The sequence below is a fragment of the Providencia sp. UF-224 genome (assembly GCF_058245955.1).
On record NZ_JBSICC010000006.1, the window covers coordinates 16,650 to 35,900 of the forward strand.

Below are 19,251 nucleotides of genomic sequence, written 5' to 3' on the forward strand. Positions count from 1 at the left end.
ATGGCACAAAAGGCTACCGTTAATTCAAACGAACCTCTGCTACAATAAGCGCCATTATTCAAATCTAAGAGCAACAATAGGGTCTGTTTTTTTCATGACTGTCTCTAAAGCGCATTTTTTATATCAATCGCCTAAATTAGGCATGGTACGTTTTAGGTAACAGACTCAACATAATTTGCTGTTTAATCAAGGAATCAAAATGAAGAAACTGCTTCCCCTTTTAATTGCGATGAGTTTTGTGGGTCTCAGTACCAATAGCTTCGCAGACGATTTACTACAGGTTTACCAAAAATCGAAAGAAAGTAACCCCGAGTTAAGAAAATCATTAGCTGAACGTAATCAAGCTTTTGAGAAAATTAATGAAGCTCGCAGCCCATTATTACCTCAATTAGGTTTAGGCGCAGGCGCTAGCTATGGCAGTGGTTATCGTGATGCAAATAATACCGAAAGCACTGGTTTAAATGCCTCGCTGAAATTAACGCAAACTGTTTTTGATATGTCAAAATGGCGCCAACTGACGATCCAAGAAAAAACGGCGGGTATTTCTGATGTCACATACCAAACCAGCCAGCAGCAATTAATTTTAGATACAGCAACGGCTTATTTTAACGTTTTAAAAGCAATTGACGCGCTATCTTATATTGAAGCGAATAAAGAAGCCGTTTATCGCCAATTAGACCAAGTTACCCAACGCTTTAACGTCGGTCTTGTTGCAATAACTGACGTGCAAAACGCCCGTGCCAACTACGATAGCGTTATCGCACAAGAAGTTGCAGGCCGTAACGACTTAGAAAACGCGATTGAAAAACTGCGTCAAGTCAGCGGTGTATACTATAACCAACTGGCATCTTTAAATATCGATCGCTTTAAAACTACTGAGCTGGGCGATATCAACGCTATCTTAAAAGAAGCGGAAGAACGTAACCTTAGCCTGTTAAGTGCGCGCTTGGCTCAAGACGTTTCTCGTGAAAACATCCGTTTAGCAGAAACAGGCCATATGCCAACTGTTAGCCTTGATGCATCTACCGCGGTGACTAATACCTATAATCACGGTAGTGGTTACAACAATAGCTTAACGGGTAGAGGCGCAAGCAACAGTTATAATGGGCAAAACAGTATCGGCTTAAATTTAAGCATTCCATTATACACCGGTGGTGCAACTAGCTCACAAGTTGAACAAGCACAATACGGCTTCCAAGGCGCAAGCGAGCAATTGGAAAGCGTTTATCGTAATGTAGTTCAGCTAGTGCGTTCATCATTTAATAACGTCTCTTCATCTATCAGTAGCATCAATGCATACAAACAAGTTGTTGTCTCTGCACAAAGTTCATTAGATGCGATGGAAGCTGGCTACCAAGTGGGTACTCGTACGATTGTTGACGTATTAACATCAACCACTGCGCTATACCAAGCGAAGCAAAATCTGTCTAATGCACGTTATGACTATATGATTAACCAGCTGAATATTGAATTTGCTCGCGGTACGTTAAACGAAGATGACATTGCGCGCTTAAATGCGAACTTAGGCAAAGAAATTTCCACTGAGCCAAGCAGCATTATCCGTAATACTAATGCACCTAAAATTAAATAATTTTTGCATTTAATTTTAGTCAAATAGAATGACCCGCTGCGTTGGCGGGTTATTTTTTATCAAAGCTCAACAGAAACCCCCTAAATCATTCGTTTAGCCCAAATTGAATCAGCTAAAACAGTTTTACCTTCCCTCAGTAGCAAAATTCAGTCAATTCTCACTTTAGTTATTATTAAATAGTTCAAAAAATAATCTTCAGTTAATTTATTGATATTTAATAAAAATATTCATTTTTCTTTTCGACTTCCTCCCACCTTTTCTCAAAAAAGAGAAGAAAGTTACAAAAATGATAATTTCAATCTATTTCTGCCATATTTCTGCTTTAATTTTCGGCGTTTATCCCCTATCCTAGAGGTAACTTATAAAACATCTTACTTAAATCTTATTCAGGGTAATTACCATGACCATGAAGCGTACCAAAGATATTAATCAAAACGCCTTCCGCAAGTCTTGGCGTTCATACCGTTTAGCGCCTGTCGCAGTCGCTGTTAGTGCGGTATTTATGCTTTCTGCCTGTGAAGAAAGCGATGAAACGGTATCTCTGTATACCAATGCACAAGATTGTAGCCAAGCAAATCCATCTCAAGCGGATCAATGTACTCTCGCTTACAATAATGCATTACAAGAAGCCGCAAAAACTGCGCCTAAATACGCAACGCAAGCTGACTGTATTGCTGAATTTGGTGAGTCTATGTGTACTCAAGCCCCTGCTCAAGCGGGTCTTGCAGGAACGAGCTCAACCAATGGCGAGCAAACCGCACAAGCACAAAGCAGCGGCGGCAGCATGTGGATGCCACTCATGATGGGTTATATGATGGGTCGAATGATGGGCGGTAGCGCAGCATCTCAGCCACTGTTTAGCTCAAAAAATCCGGCAAGCCCAGCGAACGGTAAATTTGTCGATGCATCAGGTAAAAGCTATGGCCCTGCAGTTGCGGGCGGCCGTTCAATGAGCGTACCAAAAACGGCAATGGCACCTAAGCCACCGACCACATCAACCGTGACACGTGGTGGTTTTGGTGACACAGTTAATAAACAAGCAATGGCACAACGTTCCTCTTCATCTGCAAAATCAACGTCTTCTTCCCGTTCAATGGGTGGTTGATCTGTAATGAAACGAGTTCCTATTGTTGAGCGCCCAAATTGGCGCGAAAAAGCCTCTGAGTTTGGCTTTGAATTTCACACCATGTACGGCGAGCCGTACTGGTCTGAAGATGCGTATTATCAATTCACTCTGGCACAAATCGACGAAATCGAAGATGCAACCGCTGAACTGCATCAAATGTGCCTAAAAGTGGTTGAACGTGTTATTGAAAGTGACGAATTACTGGCACGCTTTCAAATTCCTAAACACTGCTGGGAATTTGTCCGTAGCTCGTGGAAAAGCGAACAGCCTTCATTATATTCAAGGCTCGATCTTGCCTACGATGGTGTCAACCCACCGAAATTACTGGAAAATAACGCCGATACGCCAACATCTTTATATGAATCCGCATTTTTCCAATGGATCTGGTTAGAAGATCAAATTGAAGCGGGCAAGCTGCCTGAAAATGCGGATCAATTTAACAGCATTCAAGAACAGTTGATCGAACGTTTTACTCAACTTAAAGATCAATACGGTTTCCGTCTGCTGCACATGTCTTGCTGCCGTGATACGGAAGAAGACCGTGGTACAGTGCAATATTTACAAGACTGTGCCAATGAAGCGGGCGTTGCTACCGAGTTCTTATATATTGATGAAATCGGTTTAGGTGAAAGAGGCGAATTCACAGATACACAAGATCAGGTTATCAGTAATCTGTTTAAGCTGTATCCATGGGAGTTTATGCTACGTGAAATTTTCTCTACCAAGCTGCAAGATGCTGGCGTTCGCTGGTTAGAACCTGCCTGGAAGAGCATTATTTCGAACAAAGCATTGCTACCGATGTTATGGGAAATGTTCCCTGATCATCCAAACTTGCTTCCTGCTTATTTTGCCGATGGCAAAACGCAGCCTGAGCTCGATAAGTATGTGATTAAACCTTTATTTTCCCGTGAAGGTGCCAATATCCGTATTATTGAAAATGGCAAAGAAATTGCCGCTGCGGATGGCCCATACGGCGAAGAAGGTATGATTATTCAACAATTCCACCCACTACCGCAATTTGAAGGTAGTTATACCTTAGTCGGGAGCTGGTTGGTGAATGATCAACCTGCGGGAATTTGTATTCGTGAAGATAAAGAACTGATCACTCAAGATCTGTCTCGTTTCTATCCACATACAATCATCGACTGATCAATAACTCGATCACAAAAGCCCAAGCAATTAATTTTGTTTGGGCTTTTTTATGCCTTAAAAAATATGACAACCTAAAATATCCGTGCGATTGGCTCGAAATACAACGAAGGCATTCCTCTAAATAGTTCGAGTTGTAGCTAAGTGGCAAACCAAGTCATTCAAGTATGTGATTAAGATGACTAAGAGAAGCCAACAACGTTACAGCCTGAAATATGACGAGGAAGAACCGACGATGACCGACATCATACTCAACGACCCCGACACAATTCCTTCAATCGGTGTGCTTATCTCTTCTTCACCATCCCAAGCTCCTAAAATGGGTAAAATAGGCAGGTAATGTTCTGCCGATGGGTTGGATAATTTGCCATCTTCCCTTTCTAGCCCTTTAGTGAGCGGGTGTGGGAGAGCGTTGCTTTGCAAGTTATCGTAGACAAATTGTTCAAAAGACAAAGCCCATGGATAAGGCTCTGCTTGTGCATTTTGCCAATTCATCGCACGCAGATTATGCACCACATTCCCACTGCCCATGATAAGCACGCCTTGCTCTCTGAGAACTGACAACTTTTTGCCTAACTCATAATGCCAAGTCGCAGGTTTTGTGCCATCAATGCTTAATTGGATCACCGGAATATCCGCTTCTGGATACATGCGCACTAAAATTTCCCATGTCCCGTGGTCAAGCCCCCACTCTTCCTTATCAAGGTAAATAGGTTCTGGTGCTAATAAATCAGCAACCTGCTGAGCAAGTTCTGGTGAACCTGGTGCTGGGTATTCAATTTGGTATAATGCGTCTGGAAACCCGCCAAAATCATGGATCGTTTTAGGTTTTAACATCGAGGTCACCGCCGTACCACGAGTATACCAGTGCGCTGAAATCACCAATATCGCATTTGGACGGGGTAAGGTTTTGCCGAGCTGCTCCCACGCTTTGGTATAAGGATTGTCCTCGATAGCATTCATTGGGCTACCGTGGCCTATAAAAATCGCGGGGATCTTGTTATTTACGACTGAAGTATTTACCGACATGATGATTTCAACTCCAACTCAATTAGTTTCTACTTACAGCATACGCTTTTGTGCAAAAAACACAGTGGCCTAATTATGAGTATGATCATCAAAAAAATTGAAAAGGCCACGAGGTGTGCAACTCAGTGGCCTTAATAATATTCTATATGCTTAACGTATTATCAATAACTTAAATAACTCTGGTCAAATTAGCCATTTATATTTAAGTTTAAAAAAACGAGCGCCTTCTCAAAATACGACAAGAACATTCCTCTAAATAGTTCGAGTTAGCGCAAGGCGGCAAAACAAAGCTATCCCTAGGAGCATACATAAGTATGTGACTAGGGTAGCGGCGTGAAGCCAACGCAGTGATCACTCGAAATATGACGAGGATATTCCTCTAAATAGTTCGCGTTGTGACTAGGCGGCAAACGAAGTCATTCTTAGGAGCATACACCAGTATGTGACTAAGATGGCTAAGAGAAGCCAACACCGCCACCGCTTGAAATACGACGAAGACATCCTCTAAATAGTTCGCGTTGTGGCTAGGCGGCAAACGAAGTCATTCTTAGGAGCATACATAAGTATGTGACTAAGATGGCTAAGAGAAGCCAACACCGCCACAGCGCGAAATATGACGAGGATCAGCTCGCTTTCTTTTCAAGCTGCAAACGATATTGAACTAAATCCTCGATAGTCACTACCGTCAGACCATGTTGCTTACCGAATGCCGTCACATCTGGTGTACGAGCCATTGAGCCATCATCGTTGGTCAATTCACATAATACACCTGCTGGTTTAAACCCTGCTAAAGACGCTAAATCGATAGAGGCTTCTGTATGACCACGACGTGCTAATACACCGCCTTCGCGACCTCGCAATGGGAAAACGTGGCCTGGGTGGTTTAGGTCTGCTGGCACTGCGTTATCGGCAATCGCTGCACGAATAGTTGTAATACGGTCTGCGGCTGAAACACCTGTCGTGACACCGTTTGCTGCTTCAATCGTCACGGTAAAGCCCGTTTGATTTTGGCTGGTGTTATTTTCCACCATCATTGGCAGTTCCAGTTTTTTACGACACTCTTCAGTGATACACAAGCACACAATGCCGCTGCTGTAGCGAATGGTAAATGCCATTTGCTCTGCGGTCATGGTTTCTGCTGCAAAAACTAAATCGCCTTCGTTCTCACGATCTTCATCGTCCAGAACAAGAACACCTTGGCCTTGACGTAAGGCTTCGAGAGCTTTTTCAACACGTTCGATTGGATTACCGAATTCGGAAAGTAGCGTATGATCCATGGTAAAAACCTCTTAAATAGTTATTAACTAGTTACCAGAATCAAGGCAGTCTTAGGATTACGAGAAATGATGAATAAATAAATTGCCCATAAGTGGCAACCTACCCATTCAGGTATGCAGAACATGATTGTGCATTACGGCACAAATATGCAGATACAGTTAATTCTCTCCCATCCGGACTATAACCGTCGGCTCCAGATTCACACTGGATCTGCTGACCTTTATCACCAAAATGATAAAGCGCTCGCGGGCTTCATGCGCGTTGCATGTTACCGCCGGTGGGGACTTTCACCCCGCCCTGAGATAAACGCAATTAATATAACGCCAATAATTCTACTACGCAACGATGCTTTTCAAAATTGGCGAGCCTCTCACACTTTTGGTCAAAAAACATGAATAAAAACCTAGAGTTATCAGGGGTAATTAAAAATACAGAAATCACTGTTTGCCCATAAGGTATAAAAAACCAAGAATACGTAAATTATCCTAAATATCTAGATAAACACCATACTTAACTAAAATAATTCATCAGTTTATATAATAATACTCAGTAATAAGAACACAATTAAAGGAATAGCACCGTGAAAAAGTACCGTTTTATCTTTCCCATTTTTTTAGTGATTGGCATCTTATTTTTAATCGGAACGGCTTTTACGCTTAATTCCGGTATGGATATGGCAAAAAATGGCATCAAAACAACAGGGGTAATCACTGATCTGGACATCAGTGTTTCGGAAGATAAGTCAAAAACCTATTTTCCAATTGTTGAATTTACCACCCTAGAAAATCAAAAAATTGAGTTTCGTTCATCGATGGGGAGCAGTAGCTATCGAAATAGTATCGGCCAATCCATTGATATACTTTATAACCCTGCAAACCCACAAGATGCCATTATTGATTCATTCTTTGGCGTATATGGTCTGAGTATTTTTCTGGGAATTTTCGGCGGTGTATTTACGTTAATTGGCGGTATTCCTGTTTTGCTCGGTGTCGCCAGTAAGAAAAAAAGCACCCGTTTGTTGCGTGAGGGGACGCCAATTCAAGTCAAAATCACGGGCGTTGAAGAAAATACCATGATCCAAGTGAATAAGCGTTCTCCTTATCAAATTATTGCAGATGTACATGATAAAAGTACAAATTCAATTAAACGTTATAAAAGTGAGAATATTTATTTTGACCCATCTCCTTATATTGATAGGGAAAATGTAACCATTTATCTCGATAAAAGTAATGCCAATAAATACTACATGGACATCAGTTTTTTACCTGAATTGAAATAGCCTTAAAATGACCATCTTGGGTAATTCACCCTTCAAGGTGGTCATTTATCCCTCTGTCTCATCCCCTCTTGCCCCCTTGTGCGCCAAGTATCATCTGGAAACAGGAAAAGAGTTTATTACCACGACAAGAGGTATTACACTACCCGCAACTCATTTCTTAAAAAATTTAAGGACCCGCGAATGCTCGATCCGAAAAAACTTGAACAAGTTGCTCGCCAAATTCAAGGTGCTTTACCCCAAGGCGTACGTGATTTAGGTGAAGATTTTGATAAAAAACTGCGCTCACTGCTACAGTCGCAACTTGGCAAATTAGACTTAGTCAGCCGTGAAGAGTTTGATATTCAAACTCAAGTATTGTTACGCACTCGCGAAAAGTTAGCCAAAATGGAACAACGCATCAGCGCCCTTGAAGCCAGCTTAAGTACTGAAGAAAAAACAGCTGAATAAACCGAATTGTGACGCCTCGTTGGCGTCACATTTTACTCATTAGACACTAACTCGCGTTCTAATAACTGTACGATATACTGATTTTTAGAGATCTTATGAGCTGTTGTCGCAGCATTTAAATAAGCTTCCAAGCGGCTAGGATAACGCAACGTGAATGACTTCACGGTACCTTCATCTTTAAATGGCTGTATTCCTTCCTCACGACAACTTTCAATATAATCACTTAATGAGATTTGCCCTTCTTTTTTCAGCCCTTCAATACTATCGGAAACAAAATCACAATAACCACTCACATCTAAAAATTGACCGCGAAATGCTTTAATGTCTGCCTCATAGGTGACAGAAGCAGGATGCCCATTGATTGTCATGACATTACTGCTTTTAATCATATTCCACCCCTATTATGTTTTCTAACCATTCACGTAATCCATTAACCGCGCCTTTATCCATTGTGTTCCCCGGATGAGGTTGGTGTGTCAGAAACAACGAACCACATAAAATAAACCTGCGTCGTGAGCCATTACCCTTTTTGATTTGACCACCTAGATGATTGATTAAACTGAGTACATCATCCCACCTAATGGCTGATTTAGGTGGGATGGTCAGTATATCAACCATGGTTTTCCGGTGCTTAGCACTCAATTCCCTGATTTTGATCATCGTCTATTCCATGACGTCATTAACTGATATCAAATTAAGATAAAAACACAATGACGTCAATAGATGACGTCATTGTTATTTAAAACCATTAAATAATAAAAAACCCAGCTTCGGCATATCACCAAAGCTGGGCCATCAATAATTAACGAACTAATCAGTGATTAGCTGGTTTTCATAATATTTTTAATAATATTGGTGGTTGAAATACCATCTTCGAAATTAAGTACTTTGACTTCACCACCCGCAGCCCAAACCTCAGCACTGCCTGCGATATCTTCAGGGCGATAATCACCCCCTTTAACCAGAATATCAGGTAGAACTTCAGCAATTAAACGTTGCGGCGTGTCCTCTTCAAAAGCCACGACCCAATCTACCGCCCCTAGCGCACCTAAAACAATCATACGCTGCTCTAATGGGTTCACTGGACGCGTTTCACCTTTAAGACGACGCGTTGATGCATCGCTATTTACCGCAACAATCAGTCTATCACCCAACTTACGTGCATTAGCTAAATACGAAACATGGCCTGCGTGCAAAATATCAAAGCACCCGTTAGTCATCACCACGCGCTCACCACGTTGCCTTGCATTGGCAACCGCTTGTTTGAGCTCACTTTCGGTCATCACACCAAAGCCCGTATCTGCACGGCCACGGATCGCATTTTCCAATTCGATAGGAGAAACAGTGGATGTTCCAAGTTTACCAACAACAACACCCGCCGCGGCATTCGCTAACGCACAAGCTTCGTGTAATGGACGACCAGATGCAATTGATGCCGCTAATACACCAATGACCGTATCACCCGCCCCCGTGACATCAAACACTTCTTGTGCTTGTGTTGGCAGATGCAGTGGCGCTTCATCACGGCGGATCAGGCTCATGCCTTGTTCTGAGCGCGTGATCAATAACGCTTTTAATTCCAATGAATTAAGTAGCGCCATCCCTTTTTCTTCAACATCTTGATTTGTCTTGCAAGACCCAACGATGGCCTCAAACTCAGACATATTTGGCGTTAATAACGTTGCGCCGCGGTAGCGCTCAAAATTGCTCCCTTTCGGGTCAATCAATACAGGTACACCCGCTTTATTTGCTAACGCTATCATTTTTTCAACGTGAGTTAATGCGCCTTTTGCGTAGTCAGATAGCACTAATGCGCCGATGTGTGGCAAAGCTTGTTCAATACGCTCTAAAACAGGCGCCACATCGACGTTGTCAAAACCTTCTTCAAAATCAAGGCGAATTAACTGCTGGTTACGAGAAAGCACCCGTAATTTTGTAATCGTTGGATGTGTTGGGATAGCAACAAAATCACAGCGAACTTGTACCGCATTTAAGTTTTCCGTTAATGCTTTTGCTGCATCATCAATCCCTGTTAAGCCGACAAGACGAGAGCTTGCCCCCAATGATGCAATATTCATCGCGACGTTTGCCGCGCCACCTGGGCGTTCTTCTACCATCGTGACTTTAACCACTGGCACAGGGGCTTCTGGGGAAATACGGTTTGCAGGGCCATGCCAATAACGGTCTAACATCACATCGCCAACTACCAGCACACCGGCTTTTTTGTAATCCGGAAGAGTTACTTTCATCCTGCACTCCAGTTTTAAAAAGGAAATTTGATCATAATTAGCGAAATATTAGCATATTGCGCTAATTAGCTAAATAAAATACGTTTTAACTCATTCACCTAACCATTTTTGCCAACTGGCTAACACTTGCTCACGTTGCTCTGCAAATTGGCTGATGTCCACACGACTGGGTAATGACTGCAAGGCTAAGTGATGCAGTTCATTGCGCATGGTAACGTAAGCTTGAGTTAGTGCGTTAGCTTCTTCTTCCGACATAAAATCGTACTGTGCCATCAGTTCAAAAATACGCACATTGTCAGACCAACGCGTTAATGCTTTATTTTGTGAGGCAAAGCGCAGCACCAAATATTGAGCGATAAACTCAATATCCGTGATCCCACCAGGGTCAGCCTTTAAATCAAACTCATTGGCTTGGTGGCTACCTAAGTGCTGGTGCATTTTTACTCGCATGTCCCGCACTTGCTGTTGCAGTGTGTCTGCCTCTCTTGGCAAACACAGGGTTTCATGGCGAATTCGGGTAAATTGCTGTTGTAATTCAACATCACCAAATACCATTCGAGCACGAATAAGTGCTTGGTGCTCCCATGTCCATGCATCATTTTTTTGGTAATCATCAAAGGATTGAATGGTACTAACCAACATCCCTGACTCCCCAGATGGCCTTAAACGAGCATCCACTTCATATAGAACTCCGGATGCCGTACGCGTACTAAATAAGTGAATAATGCGCTGTGCAACACGTAAATAAAACTGCCTTGCATCAATAGAGCGCTCACCGTTAGTGACCACATTCAAGGGGCAATCAAACAGAAAAACCAAATCTAAATCAGAGCTATAGCCTAATTCCCAGCCCCCCAACTTACCGTAGCCTAATACAGCAAAACCATATTGCTTGCTATCACCTTGTGCTAAATGGGCAGGTTCACCGTAGCGCTTCACCATTTTTTGCCATGCTTGATGAACAACAGCATCAATAATGGCTTCAGCAAGGTAGGTTAAGTGGTCACTGACTTTCATGACAGGCAGCACGCCAGAAATATCTTCCGCAGCAATTCGCAAGAGTTGCGCCTGTTTGAATTGGCGCAATGCTTCCAGCTGCTGCTCTTCATCCTCTTCAGGCACACGCATCAAATATTGGCGTAATTCATCGCGATACGCTGTTAATGGAAGAGGCTGATAAAGCGATTGTGGGTCAAGTAATTCGTCGAGAAGCAAAGGATGGCGAGAGAGCTGCTCAGCAATCATTGGCGAAGCAGCACACAAGCGAATAACGTGGGTCAGTACCTCGTCAAATTCAAGCATCAACTCAAGGTAAGTGGTTCTGCTGACGATACTGAGCAACAATGGCGTAATACGCTCAAGGACTTGCCCTGCATCATCACGTTCACCAATTTTTGCCAATAACTTGGGCATAAGCTCATCAAGAACATCGCGCCCTCTTGGCCCGATAGTGCGTTTGTTCAAGTCATGGCGGAACATTAAAATGCCATGAATAATCCGCTGAGCAATGTCTTCATTCTGAGAGGGTAAGTAGGCGGCAAGTTCTTCTTTAGACAGGTCGCTTTGCCACAATGTGATGTAAATTTCATCGAAATTCCCCGCATCTTCAGCATCATCATCTTGCCCGATTTGCTCAGTAAATATTTGGTGGACTGCTACCATTTTTTCACTTAACGATGCGTAAAAACCCGCCCAATTGGCAAAATTCATTCCCCACGCTAAACGCGCTTGGTTAAGTGCATCGTCAGGGAGTGTCTGGGTTTGTTGGTCATCAATGCTTTGCAGTAGATTTTCCACTCTACGCAGAAAAATATAGCTATCTTGCAGGATATCTAACTGATTGTCGGGTAATAAAGCGAGTTCGCGGATCCCTTGAAACGTGGTAAACAACGATTGTGATTGTAAAACCGGTTCACGGCCCCCACGGATCAGCTGAAAAACTTGGGAAATAAACTCGATCTCACGGATCCCTCCTGCGCCCAGTTTGATGTTATCCACCAAACCACGGCGGCGCACCTCCCGCTCAATCATATTTTTCATATTGCGCAGGGACTGGATCACGCTGAAATCAATATAGCGGCGATAAACAAACGGGCGCAATAATTTACGCAAACTTTCGGCGTAATGCAGGCTATCGGGTCCCATAATTCGCGCTTTGACCATCGCATAACGTTCCCAATCACGCCCTTGCTCTTGGTAATAATCTTCCAGCGCTGAAAAGCTGAATACTAGCGGGCCGCTATCACCAAACGGTCGCAAACGCATATCCACTCGATAAACAAAACCGTGGACGGTGACTTGATCGAGCATGCGGATCAACTTTTGCCCTAAGCGAGTAAAGAATTGCGCATTATCAAGCTCTTTGCGGCCACCTTGCGTAACACCGTTTTCTGGGTAGGCAAAAATAAGGTCAATATCGGAAGAGAAATTCAGCTCTCTCCCCCCTAATTTGCCCATTCCCAGTACTAACAGCGGTTGTGGTTTTCCTTCGTGGTTACAAGGCGTTCCCCACTGCTGGCTATATTCCTGATACAGCCAATCCCTTGCTGCAACAATCAAGGTTTCCGCTAATACACTGAGTTGGTAAATAGTGTCTTTCTGCGAACACACTGCCAATACTTGCATCCACGTACAGCGCACTAATATTTGGTGGCGAAACGTGCGCAGCACCTGCATTAAATGGTCTTCACTTGAAACAGATGAAATACTGTTCGCAAGCCAAGTCTCATAATGTTGCCACTCATCTGCCTTCGGTGGGTTCGTGCGGATATCCAATAAAAACCGTGAGTGTGCAAGTACCTGTTTAAGTGCGAAATCACTAAAAGAGAGCACTTGAGCTTCATCTTCACTTAAAGGCAATAAATCAGGCGCTTGGCCTGCTAACTGATTTAAAACACGTTCTTTTTGGGCTCGGAGTAAATCAGGCAGTGGATGCATGTTGTTTAAATCCTAGTGATCTTCTTGGTAGGTCAGCGCACTTAACCATTGAATAAAGGCCAGCTTACACTTTAACCACTCGCTGCTATAACAAAAATCATCCGCACTGATGGCTTCATTCGCAATATCTAAGCGTAATTGGTCTAACGGCGTATCATGGATAAAATGAGGGGCAGAGTTTTGATAATGTACCAAAAAGGCTTGAACAAAACGCAAAAACTCAACAAAACCTTGGCGTGCATCGTTTTCACCAGCTAACCAATAAGTTTCATGTTGCTGACACAATAACTGCATATGCGTCAGCGATTTTTCAATTGGCTGTTCTTCATAATCAAATAGTGATTCAGGACGGGTTAATGGCGCTTTAGTCGGTGAAAGTAGGGAATAACCTCGAGCGGCTTTACTTAAGGAGGACAAATACAGCCCATCAATATCTGCAAATTTTTTCGCTAAATTAAGCACATCCGCAATAAAGCCTTTTTTGAGCTCTAACTCAAACTCTTGAATGGGTAAATCTTTTGCACCTGCAGAAATTTCACCTTGGTCAAGTACGACCTCAATTTCACTGTCTTCAAATGTCACTAACCATTTTTCACGCGTAAAATTGGTGCTAAATAACACGCTGAGTTCAGATTGCAATGCTATAACATCCGTACCTTCGGGCCAGATTTCTTCAGGAAAAGCAGCAAGATTCAGCTCAGGAGAATCAATATCGACATTGTATTCAGGTCGCTGATGCAAACCACCAATCGCCTGCCCCGCCGTTTTCATCGTTATTTCATAACGTCCATCACAGCCACGAATACGTAATCCCATATCCCATTGACGTAATTGCCTTTGTGGCGTGTCAAAATAAATATTAGTTAACTTCGTTGGCTCACTGTATTGATGAGGCAATGTCGATATACTCTGACGGACAGCCTCAATGGCCTCACTTTTGGCGGCTAATTTGAGTTCAACCTCAACGTGGCTCATACATATCCTTATCTGATAATTTCACTGCACTCATCTTACCCCAATCAAGCGGTGCTGAGAAAAGAAACTGTATTGAAATCAAAAATTCTCTCTGCCAGATTTCTTTTAGTGAGTTATCTTGAAAAAAGAGTAAAAATAAGGGTAATTTAGACAGTTAGGATAGTTCTCATTATCCTTTAGTGTACCAAGACATCGGTGTTTAGGGTTTGCACCCTGCCACTTTACTTATTAGTATTTAATGAATACCACATTCATTCACCACCAAAAGACTGTAAATACCATGCGAAAAATTCCATTATTATTAATTTCAATCATGGGGCTAGGCCTTTCCTTAAACACACAAGCAGCAGAAAAGCGTTATGTTTCAGATGACTTATCAACATATGTTCATAGCGGCCCTGGCACAAAATATCGTATCGTAGGAACGCTCAATGCAGGGGAAGAAGTTGAACTCATTTCCACTGACAATAAGTTTGCTCAGGTACGCGATGATAAAGGCAGAACCGTTTGGCTACCTGCTGATCAGCTTAACAATAAGCAAAGCATGAAAACTCGCATCCCAGAACTTGAGGCCGAAAATCAAAAACTCCGCCAACAGTTAGATAATATTGATGGTACATGGAACACACGAACCGCCGATATGCAGCAAAAAGTGGCAGACAACGACAATATCGTTCGCCAACTGAAAGCAGAAAATGAAAAATTAAAGAATGAATTAATTAAGTCAGGTAAAAAACTCGAGATTGCTGAAGTGAACCTTGACGATCGCCGCCGTGAATTGATTTTACAATGGTTTATGTATGGTGGTGGCGTGGCAGGTGCAGGCTTAATTTTAGGTTTAATTTTACCGCACCTCATTCCACGCCGTAAAAAACGTAATGATGGCTGGGCGTAATTAAGGTTATCGCGATGAAAGTGTATCTTGTCGGTGGTGCCGTACGTGACCAACTCTTAAAGCTTCCTATTTCTGATAGGGATTTTGTGGTGGTTGGCACGACACCTGAAGCTATGCTGGCAGAGGGTTTTCAGCAAGTTGGGAAAGATTTTCCCGTCTTTTTGCACCCGAAAACCCATGAAGAATACGCGTTAGCCCGAACAGAACGGAAAATCGGGGCGGGCTATACTGGTTTTAGCTGCTACAGCGCACCTGATGTCACTATCGAAGATGACTTACTACGTCGCGATCTCACCATTAATGCCATCGCCCAAAGCGATTCAGGGGAAATTATCGACCCGTTCAATGGCGTGAATGACCTCGAAAAGCGGGTACTACGCCATGTTTCGGATGCATTTGCGGAAGACCCTTTGCGCGTTTTGCGGGTCGCACGCTTTGCCGCGCGTTATTTTGAACACGGCTTCACAATTGCCCCTGAAACACTGGCGTTAATGCAGTCGATGGCGATGACGGGAGAGTTATCGCACTTAACGGCAGAACGCGTTTGGGTTGAAACAGAAAAAGCCCTTAAATCGAACGCACCGCAAGTTTATTTTGAGGTTTTACGCCAATGTGGTGCGCTTGCAGTGCTGTTCCCTGAGATTGATAATTTATTTGGCATTCCTGCCCCTGAAAAGTGGCACCCTGAAATCGACACAGGGGTTCACACGTTGATGGTGATGAAAGTGATTGCAGCGTTGTCCAATGATGTGGACATTCGCTTTGCCGCACTTTGCCATGATTTGGGAAAGGCGCTTACGCCCCCTGAGGTTTGGCCAAGCCATCCTAACCATGGGGAAGCGGGTATTCCACTTATTGAGCAGCTTTGTAATCGTCTTCGAGTCCCAACAGATGCGAGGGATTTAGCACGTTTAGCTGCGCGATACCACGATAAAATTCACGTCATCAATCGGTTATCTGCGGGTGATTTAGTGGCAGTTTTTGATGGCTTAGATAGTTGGCGCAAGCCAGAGCGTATTATGCAGCTCAGTTTAATCAGCGAAGCCGATGCTAGAGGGCGACTGGGTCTTGAACGACACGCCTATCCGCAAGGTGAATTTCTACGCGAAGCATTTGCTATTGCACAGTCTGTTGCGGTAAAACCCATTGTTGAACAAGGATTTAAAGGGCCTGATATACGCCAAGAGTTGACACGCCAGCGTATTGAGCGTATTGCCCACTGGCAGCAACAGCAACAGATTATTGAGATGAACCTATAGATATGAGTGATACTGGCGGTAAAACGCCGCCAGTCATCTTTTACGCGGTTTTAGTACCTCTTTCGATTACAACACCGACTTGGTGAGCGCGTGCCACAGCGCCTGGTTTAGCGACTTTAATGCGCACCCATGGACTATTGAATTTTGTCATTAAAAGTTGGGCGACTTCTTCAGCAACACGTTCAACTAAACCAAATTTGTTTGTTTCTAAATGGCTAATGAGGGTTTGGCTGACTTGCGCATAATCTAAGCAGTGTTCAACATTATCGCTCAAAGACGCGCGTTTGTTATCCCATCCCATTTCGATATCGAGCACTAATTTCTGCTCAATAGTTTGTTCCCAGTCATATACACCAATCGTGGTGATGACTGATAATTGTTCAATAAATACGATATCCATCACGTCATTTTCTCGTTTATGTACTGAATTAATACCACTTCAGCAAAAATATGCGTATTATCCAAGGCTGAAGTGAATATATGGCCTCAACCGTTTTGGAGTTAGCTATGAGTGCAACCGCGCTTGGCATGATAATCTTCGCTTACCTTTGTGGATCAGTTTCCAGTGCAATACTGATCTGCCGTATAGCGAGACTACCCGATCCCCGTCAACACGGCTCTGGTAACCCCGGTGCAACTAACGTCTTACGCGTTGGAGGCAAAGCCGCTGCCGCTGCCGTACTACTTTGCGACGTTTTAAAAGGGATGATCCCCGTTTGGCTGGCTTATTATCTCAATGTGCAACCATTCTATCTTGGCTTTGTCGCAATTGCAGCCTGCCTTGGGCATATTTATCCTGTTTTCTTTCACTTTAAAGGGGGAAAGGGGGTAGCGACTGCATTTGGTTCTATCGCTGCTATTGGCTGGGATCTCTCAGGGTTAGTCGCAGGAACATGGTTACTCACGGTGCTACTTAGTGGCTATTCATCACTTGGCGCGATTGTTAGTGCACTATTAGCGCCATTTTATGTCTGGTGGTTTAAACCTGAGTTCACCTTCCCTGTCGCTATGTTATCGTGTTTAGTGTTGGTGCGTCATCATGGCAATATTCAACGCTTATGGCGTGGGCAAGAAAGTCGTATTTGGCAAAAATTGAAAAATAAAAAGCAAAAAACCAATAAAGAAATTGCTCAAGAAGCTAAAGAGCAAGAACTAGACGACTAAATATACATCCCCAACCTTATCTAAAAGAGCTGAAAATCAGCTCTTTTTTTATGCCCTAATATGCCCTAACACTTGCCAAAATTTCTTAAAAAGAACATTCCAAAATAACAATAGCGTTTAATCCTTTCCTAAAACTGTACCAGTAGCAATTTGTGCTGTTGTTACATTTTTCCCATAACTAGCGCACATTTTTAAAAAAAAGTTAATTTATTGCAAATTTATTACTAAGGAATATTTAAAAGCTGTCGACTATATAAAAGGAAAACTAAACAATAATAATGGTATTGAACATGAGCAGAACCCCTTATATCACTCAAAATGAACATGTCTTAGATGAAGACATCACACTTATGACCACTAGCGATCTACAAGGAAACATTGTCCATGCTAATGATTTCTTTGTTCAAGTTAGCGGTTATGAATTGGATGAATTATTAACACGCCCCCACAATATTATTCGACACCCCGATATGCCAAAGCAGGCATTCGCGGATATGTGGGCAACTCTGAAAAAAGGCGAACCGTGGACTGGCATTGTCAAAAATAGGCGTAAAAATGGCGACCATTATTGGGTGAGAGCCAATATTATTCCCATGGAACGCAAAGGTGTTATTACGGGTTACATGTCGATTCGGACTCGTGCGACTCGCCAAGAGATCGCTACAGTGGAACCCCTCTATGCCGCTATGAATGAAAATAGGAGCCAAAAAAAAATCTTTAAGGGTATTGTGCTTTCTAAAAAATGGCCTTTTCACCTCTCTACCCTCTCAACTCGTTGGCGAATTCGACTCTCTATGAGCATGTTATTTGTGCTTTGGATAGCCGCTGCTAGCTTAGCTGGATTACAAAGCATCCCATTACTTATCGCAAGCTTATGCACATTTGTTACACTGTTAATTGGCAATATTTTCCTTGAGCGAATATTGGCCTCCCCCCTTGAAAATATCATGGCCCAAGCTCTGGGGATTGCGCGTGGTAACCGCCATAGCGTCAATCATATGCAACGCACCGATGAAATAGGCCAGCTATTGCGCTCCGTCGGGCAACTCGGCCTTGTGTGTCGCTGGCTGATAAAAGATGTTTCTGAACAAGTGGATAGCGTACGAAAAGGTAGCCAATCTTTAGTCGTCGACTGTAATGAGTTAGATACTCATACCCAAAGAACGGTAGGGTATATGCAGCAAACAGTGGCAACAATGAACCAAATGGCCGTTTCAGTAAAAATGAACGCAGATAACACCATTCAAGTTGATCAACTGTCGAACTCAACCAGTGAAACCGCGGTGAGCGGTGGTGCGATGATGGAAGCGGTGGTTGGCACCATGGATGAAATTGTTCACAGCACCAATAAAATCAACTCAATTACTGATGTGATAAAAGACATCGCATTTCAGACCAATATCTTAGCGCTTAATGCCGCAGTGGAAGCCGCCAGAGCAGGAGAACAAGGCAAAGGCTTTGCCGTGGTGGCCAATGAGGTTCGCAGCTTAGCAAGCCGAAGTGCCAGCGCCGTCAATGATATTCGTGAATTGATTAATGACTGTGAGAAAAAGGTCAATTCTGGGAAAAACCAGGTACATACTGCGGGGAACACAATGAAAAATATTGTCGACCAAGTGCAAAATGTCACCCAGCTCATCACGCATATTAGCCAAGCAACATCAGAACAAGCGGCGGGGATTTCTGATATCACTCAAGCGGTGAGTGAATTAGAAACTATCACTCAGCAAAGCACGCTATTGGTTGAACAAAGCACTGAAACATCCAACATGGTGAAAGACCGTTCTATCCGTCTTGAAGAGGCGGTGATTATTTTACACTAATATTTGACGCCATTAAAAAGGGCTGTTTAACCACAGCCCTTCATGTTGAT

At 43.1% G+C, this 19,251-nt stretch carries 17 protein-coding genes and 1 riboswitch; of the genes, 9 read left to right on the forward strand and 8 right to left on the reverse strand.

Going from position 1 to position 19,251, the window contains the following annotated elements; genetic code table 11:
* Positions 1 to 199 precede the first annotated feature (199 nt).
* The 3 genes from tolC to AC4IFO_RS07770 all read left to right on the forward strand — a co-directional run bounded on the left by tolC (position 200) and on the right by AC4IFO_RS07770 (position 3,866).
* A complete protein-coding gene (tolC, locus tag AC4IFO_RS07760; protein ID WP_490733263.1) occupies positions 200 to 1,591 on the forward strand; it encodes an outer membrane channel protein TolC in 1,392 nt (463 codons plus the stop codon).
* A gap of 400 nt (positions 1,592 to 1,991) precedes the next feature.
* Complete coding sequence (locus AC4IFO_RS07765; protein ID WP_490733265.1) at positions 1,992 to 2,696, forward strand: DUF1190 family protein; 705 nt, start codon at positions 1,992 to 1,994, stop codon at positions 2,694 to 2,696.
* A gap of 6 nt (positions 2,697 to 2,702) precedes the next feature.
* Positions 2,703 to 3,866 (forward strand): glutathionylspermidine synthase family protein, encoded by a 1,164-nt coding sequence (locus AC4IFO_RS07770; protein WP_219244447.1) that lies wholly within the window; start codon positions 2,703 to 2,705, stop codon positions 3,864 to 3,866.
* A 201-nt stretch (positions 3,867 to 4,067) separates the two neighbouring features.
* On the opposite strand, the gene ygiD is transcribed toward AC4IFO_RS07770, so the two are convergent.
* Together ygiD and ribB are read right to left on the reverse strand one after the other, a co-directional pair.
* Positions 4,068 to 4,895, reverse strand: a complete 828-nt coding sequence (ygiD, locus tag AC4IFO_RS07775; RefSeq protein ID WP_490733268.1) for a 4,5-DOPA-extradiol-dioxygenase — start codon at positions 4,893 to 4,895, stop codon at positions 4,068 to 4,070.
* Positions 4,896 to 5,518: 623 nt separating this feature from the next.
* Positions 5,519 to 6,172: a 3,4-dihydroxy-2-butanone-4-phosphate synthase gene (gene ribB, locus AC4IFO_RS07780; protein WP_490733270.1), complete on the reverse strand. Its 654-nt coding sequence runs from the start codon at positions 6,170 to 6,172 to the stop codon at positions 5,519 to 5,521.
* 158 nt (positions 6,173 to 6,330) lie between these two features.
* Positions 6,331 to 6,482: riboswitch (FMN riboswitch) on the reverse strand.
* 271 nt (positions 6,483 to 6,753) lie between these two features.
* Here ribB and AC4IFO_RS07785 point away from each other — a divergent pair.
* Positions 6,754 to 7,452, forward strand: coding sequence for a DUF3592 domain-containing protein (locus AC4IFO_RS07785; RefSeq protein WP_490733272.1), 699 nt, complete (start codon positions 6,754 to 6,756; stop codon positions 7,450 to 7,452).
* A 180-nt stretch (positions 7,453 to 7,632) separates the two neighbouring features.
* Complete coding sequence (ubiK, locus tag AC4IFO_RS07790; protein ID WP_206083691.1) at positions 7,633 to 7,899, forward strand: ubiquinone biosynthesis accessory factor UbiK; 267 nt, start codon at positions 7,633 to 7,635, stop codon at positions 7,897 to 7,899.
* A gap of 32 nt (positions 7,900 to 7,931) precedes the next feature.
* Here ubiK and AC4IFO_RS07795 read toward each other — a convergent pair whose 3' ends face one another.
* From AC4IFO_RS07795 to AC4IFO_RS07815, 5 genes are all read right to left on the reverse strand, one after another.
* Positions 7,932 to 8,288, reverse strand: coding sequence for a type II toxin-antitoxin system HicB family antitoxin (locus AC4IFO_RS07795; RefSeq protein ID WP_490733274.1), 357 nt, complete (start codon positions 8,286 to 8,288; stop codon positions 7,932 to 7,934).
* Entirely contained in the window at positions 8,281 to 8,559 is a 279-nt protein-coding gene (locus AC4IFO_RS07800) for a type II toxin-antitoxin system HicA family toxin (protein WP_490733276.1), read from the reverse strand. Before AC4IFO_RS07800 ends, AC4IFO_RS07795 begins: the two co-directional genes overlap by 8 nt.
* A 161-nt stretch (positions 8,560 to 8,720) precedes the next feature.
* Positions 8,721 to 10,148, reverse strand: coding sequence for a bifunctional D-glycero-beta-D-manno-heptose-7-phosphate kinase/D-glycero-beta-D-manno-heptose 1-phosphate adenylyltransferase HldE (gene hldE / locus AC4IFO_RS07805; protein WP_490733278.1), 1,428 nt, complete (start codon positions 10,146 to 10,148; stop codon positions 8,721 to 8,723).
* A 90-nt stretch (positions 10,149 to 10,238) separates the two neighbouring features.
* Entirely contained in the window at positions 10,239 to 13,085 is a 2,847-nt protein-coding gene (gene glnE / locus AC4IFO_RS07810) for a bifunctional [glutamate--ammonia ligase]-adenylyl-L-tyrosine phosphorylase/[glutamate--ammonia-ligase] adenylyltransferase (protein WP_490733280.1), read from the reverse strand.
* A gap of 12 nt (positions 13,086 to 13,097) precedes the next feature.
* Entirely contained in the window at positions 13,098 to 14,060 is a 963-nt protein-coding gene (locus AC4IFO_RS07815; RefSeq protein WP_490733282.1) for a CYTH domain-containing protein, read from the reverse strand.
* Positions 14,061 to 14,340: 280 nt separating this feature from the next.
* Here AC4IFO_RS07815 and AC4IFO_RS07820 point away from each other — a divergent pair, with 280 nt between their 5' ends.
* Positions 14,341 to 14,955: a TIGR04211 family SH3 domain-containing protein gene (locus tag AC4IFO_RS07820; RefSeq protein WP_219244456.1), complete on the forward strand. Its 615-nt coding sequence runs from the start codon at positions 14,341 to 14,343 to the stop codon at positions 14,953 to 14,955.
* Positions 14,956 to 14,969: 14 nt separating this feature from the next.
* On the forward strand, positions 14,970 to 16,214 hold the full coding sequence (locus tag AC4IFO_RS07825; RefSeq protein WP_490733285.1) for a multifunctional CCA addition/repair protein: 1,245 nt from the start codon (positions 14,970 to 14,972) through the stop codon (positions 16,212 to 16,214).
* Positions 16,215 to 16,254: 40 nt separating this feature from the next.
* Here the strand turns inward: AC4IFO_RS07825 and folB are convergent, their stop codons facing one another.
* Positions 16,255 to 16,614: a bifunctional dihydroneopterin aldolase/7,8-dihydroneopterin epimerase gene (gene folB, locus AC4IFO_RS07830; protein ID WP_219249505.1), complete on the reverse strand. Its 360-nt coding sequence runs from the start codon at positions 16,612 to 16,614 to the stop codon at positions 16,255 to 16,257.
* Between the two features lie 107 nt (positions 16,615 to 16,721).
* Here folB and plsY point away from each other — a divergent pair, with 107 nt between their 5' ends.
* Positions 16,722 to 17,378 carry a glycerol-3-phosphate 1-O-acyltransferase PlsY gene (plsY, locus tag AC4IFO_RS07835; protein WP_490733287.1) on the forward strand — a complete coding sequence of 219 codons (657 nt, stop codon included), beginning with the start codon at positions 16,722 to 16,724 and terminating at the stop codon, positions 17,376 to 17,378.
* 290 nt (positions 17,379 to 17,668) lie between these two features.
* Positions 17,669 to 19,201, forward strand: coding sequence for a methyl-accepting chemotaxis protein (locus AC4IFO_RS07840; RefSeq protein ID WP_490733289.1), 1,533 nt, complete (start codon positions 17,669 to 17,671; stop codon positions 19,199 to 19,201).
* Positions 19,202 to 19,251 lie beyond the last annotated feature (50 nt).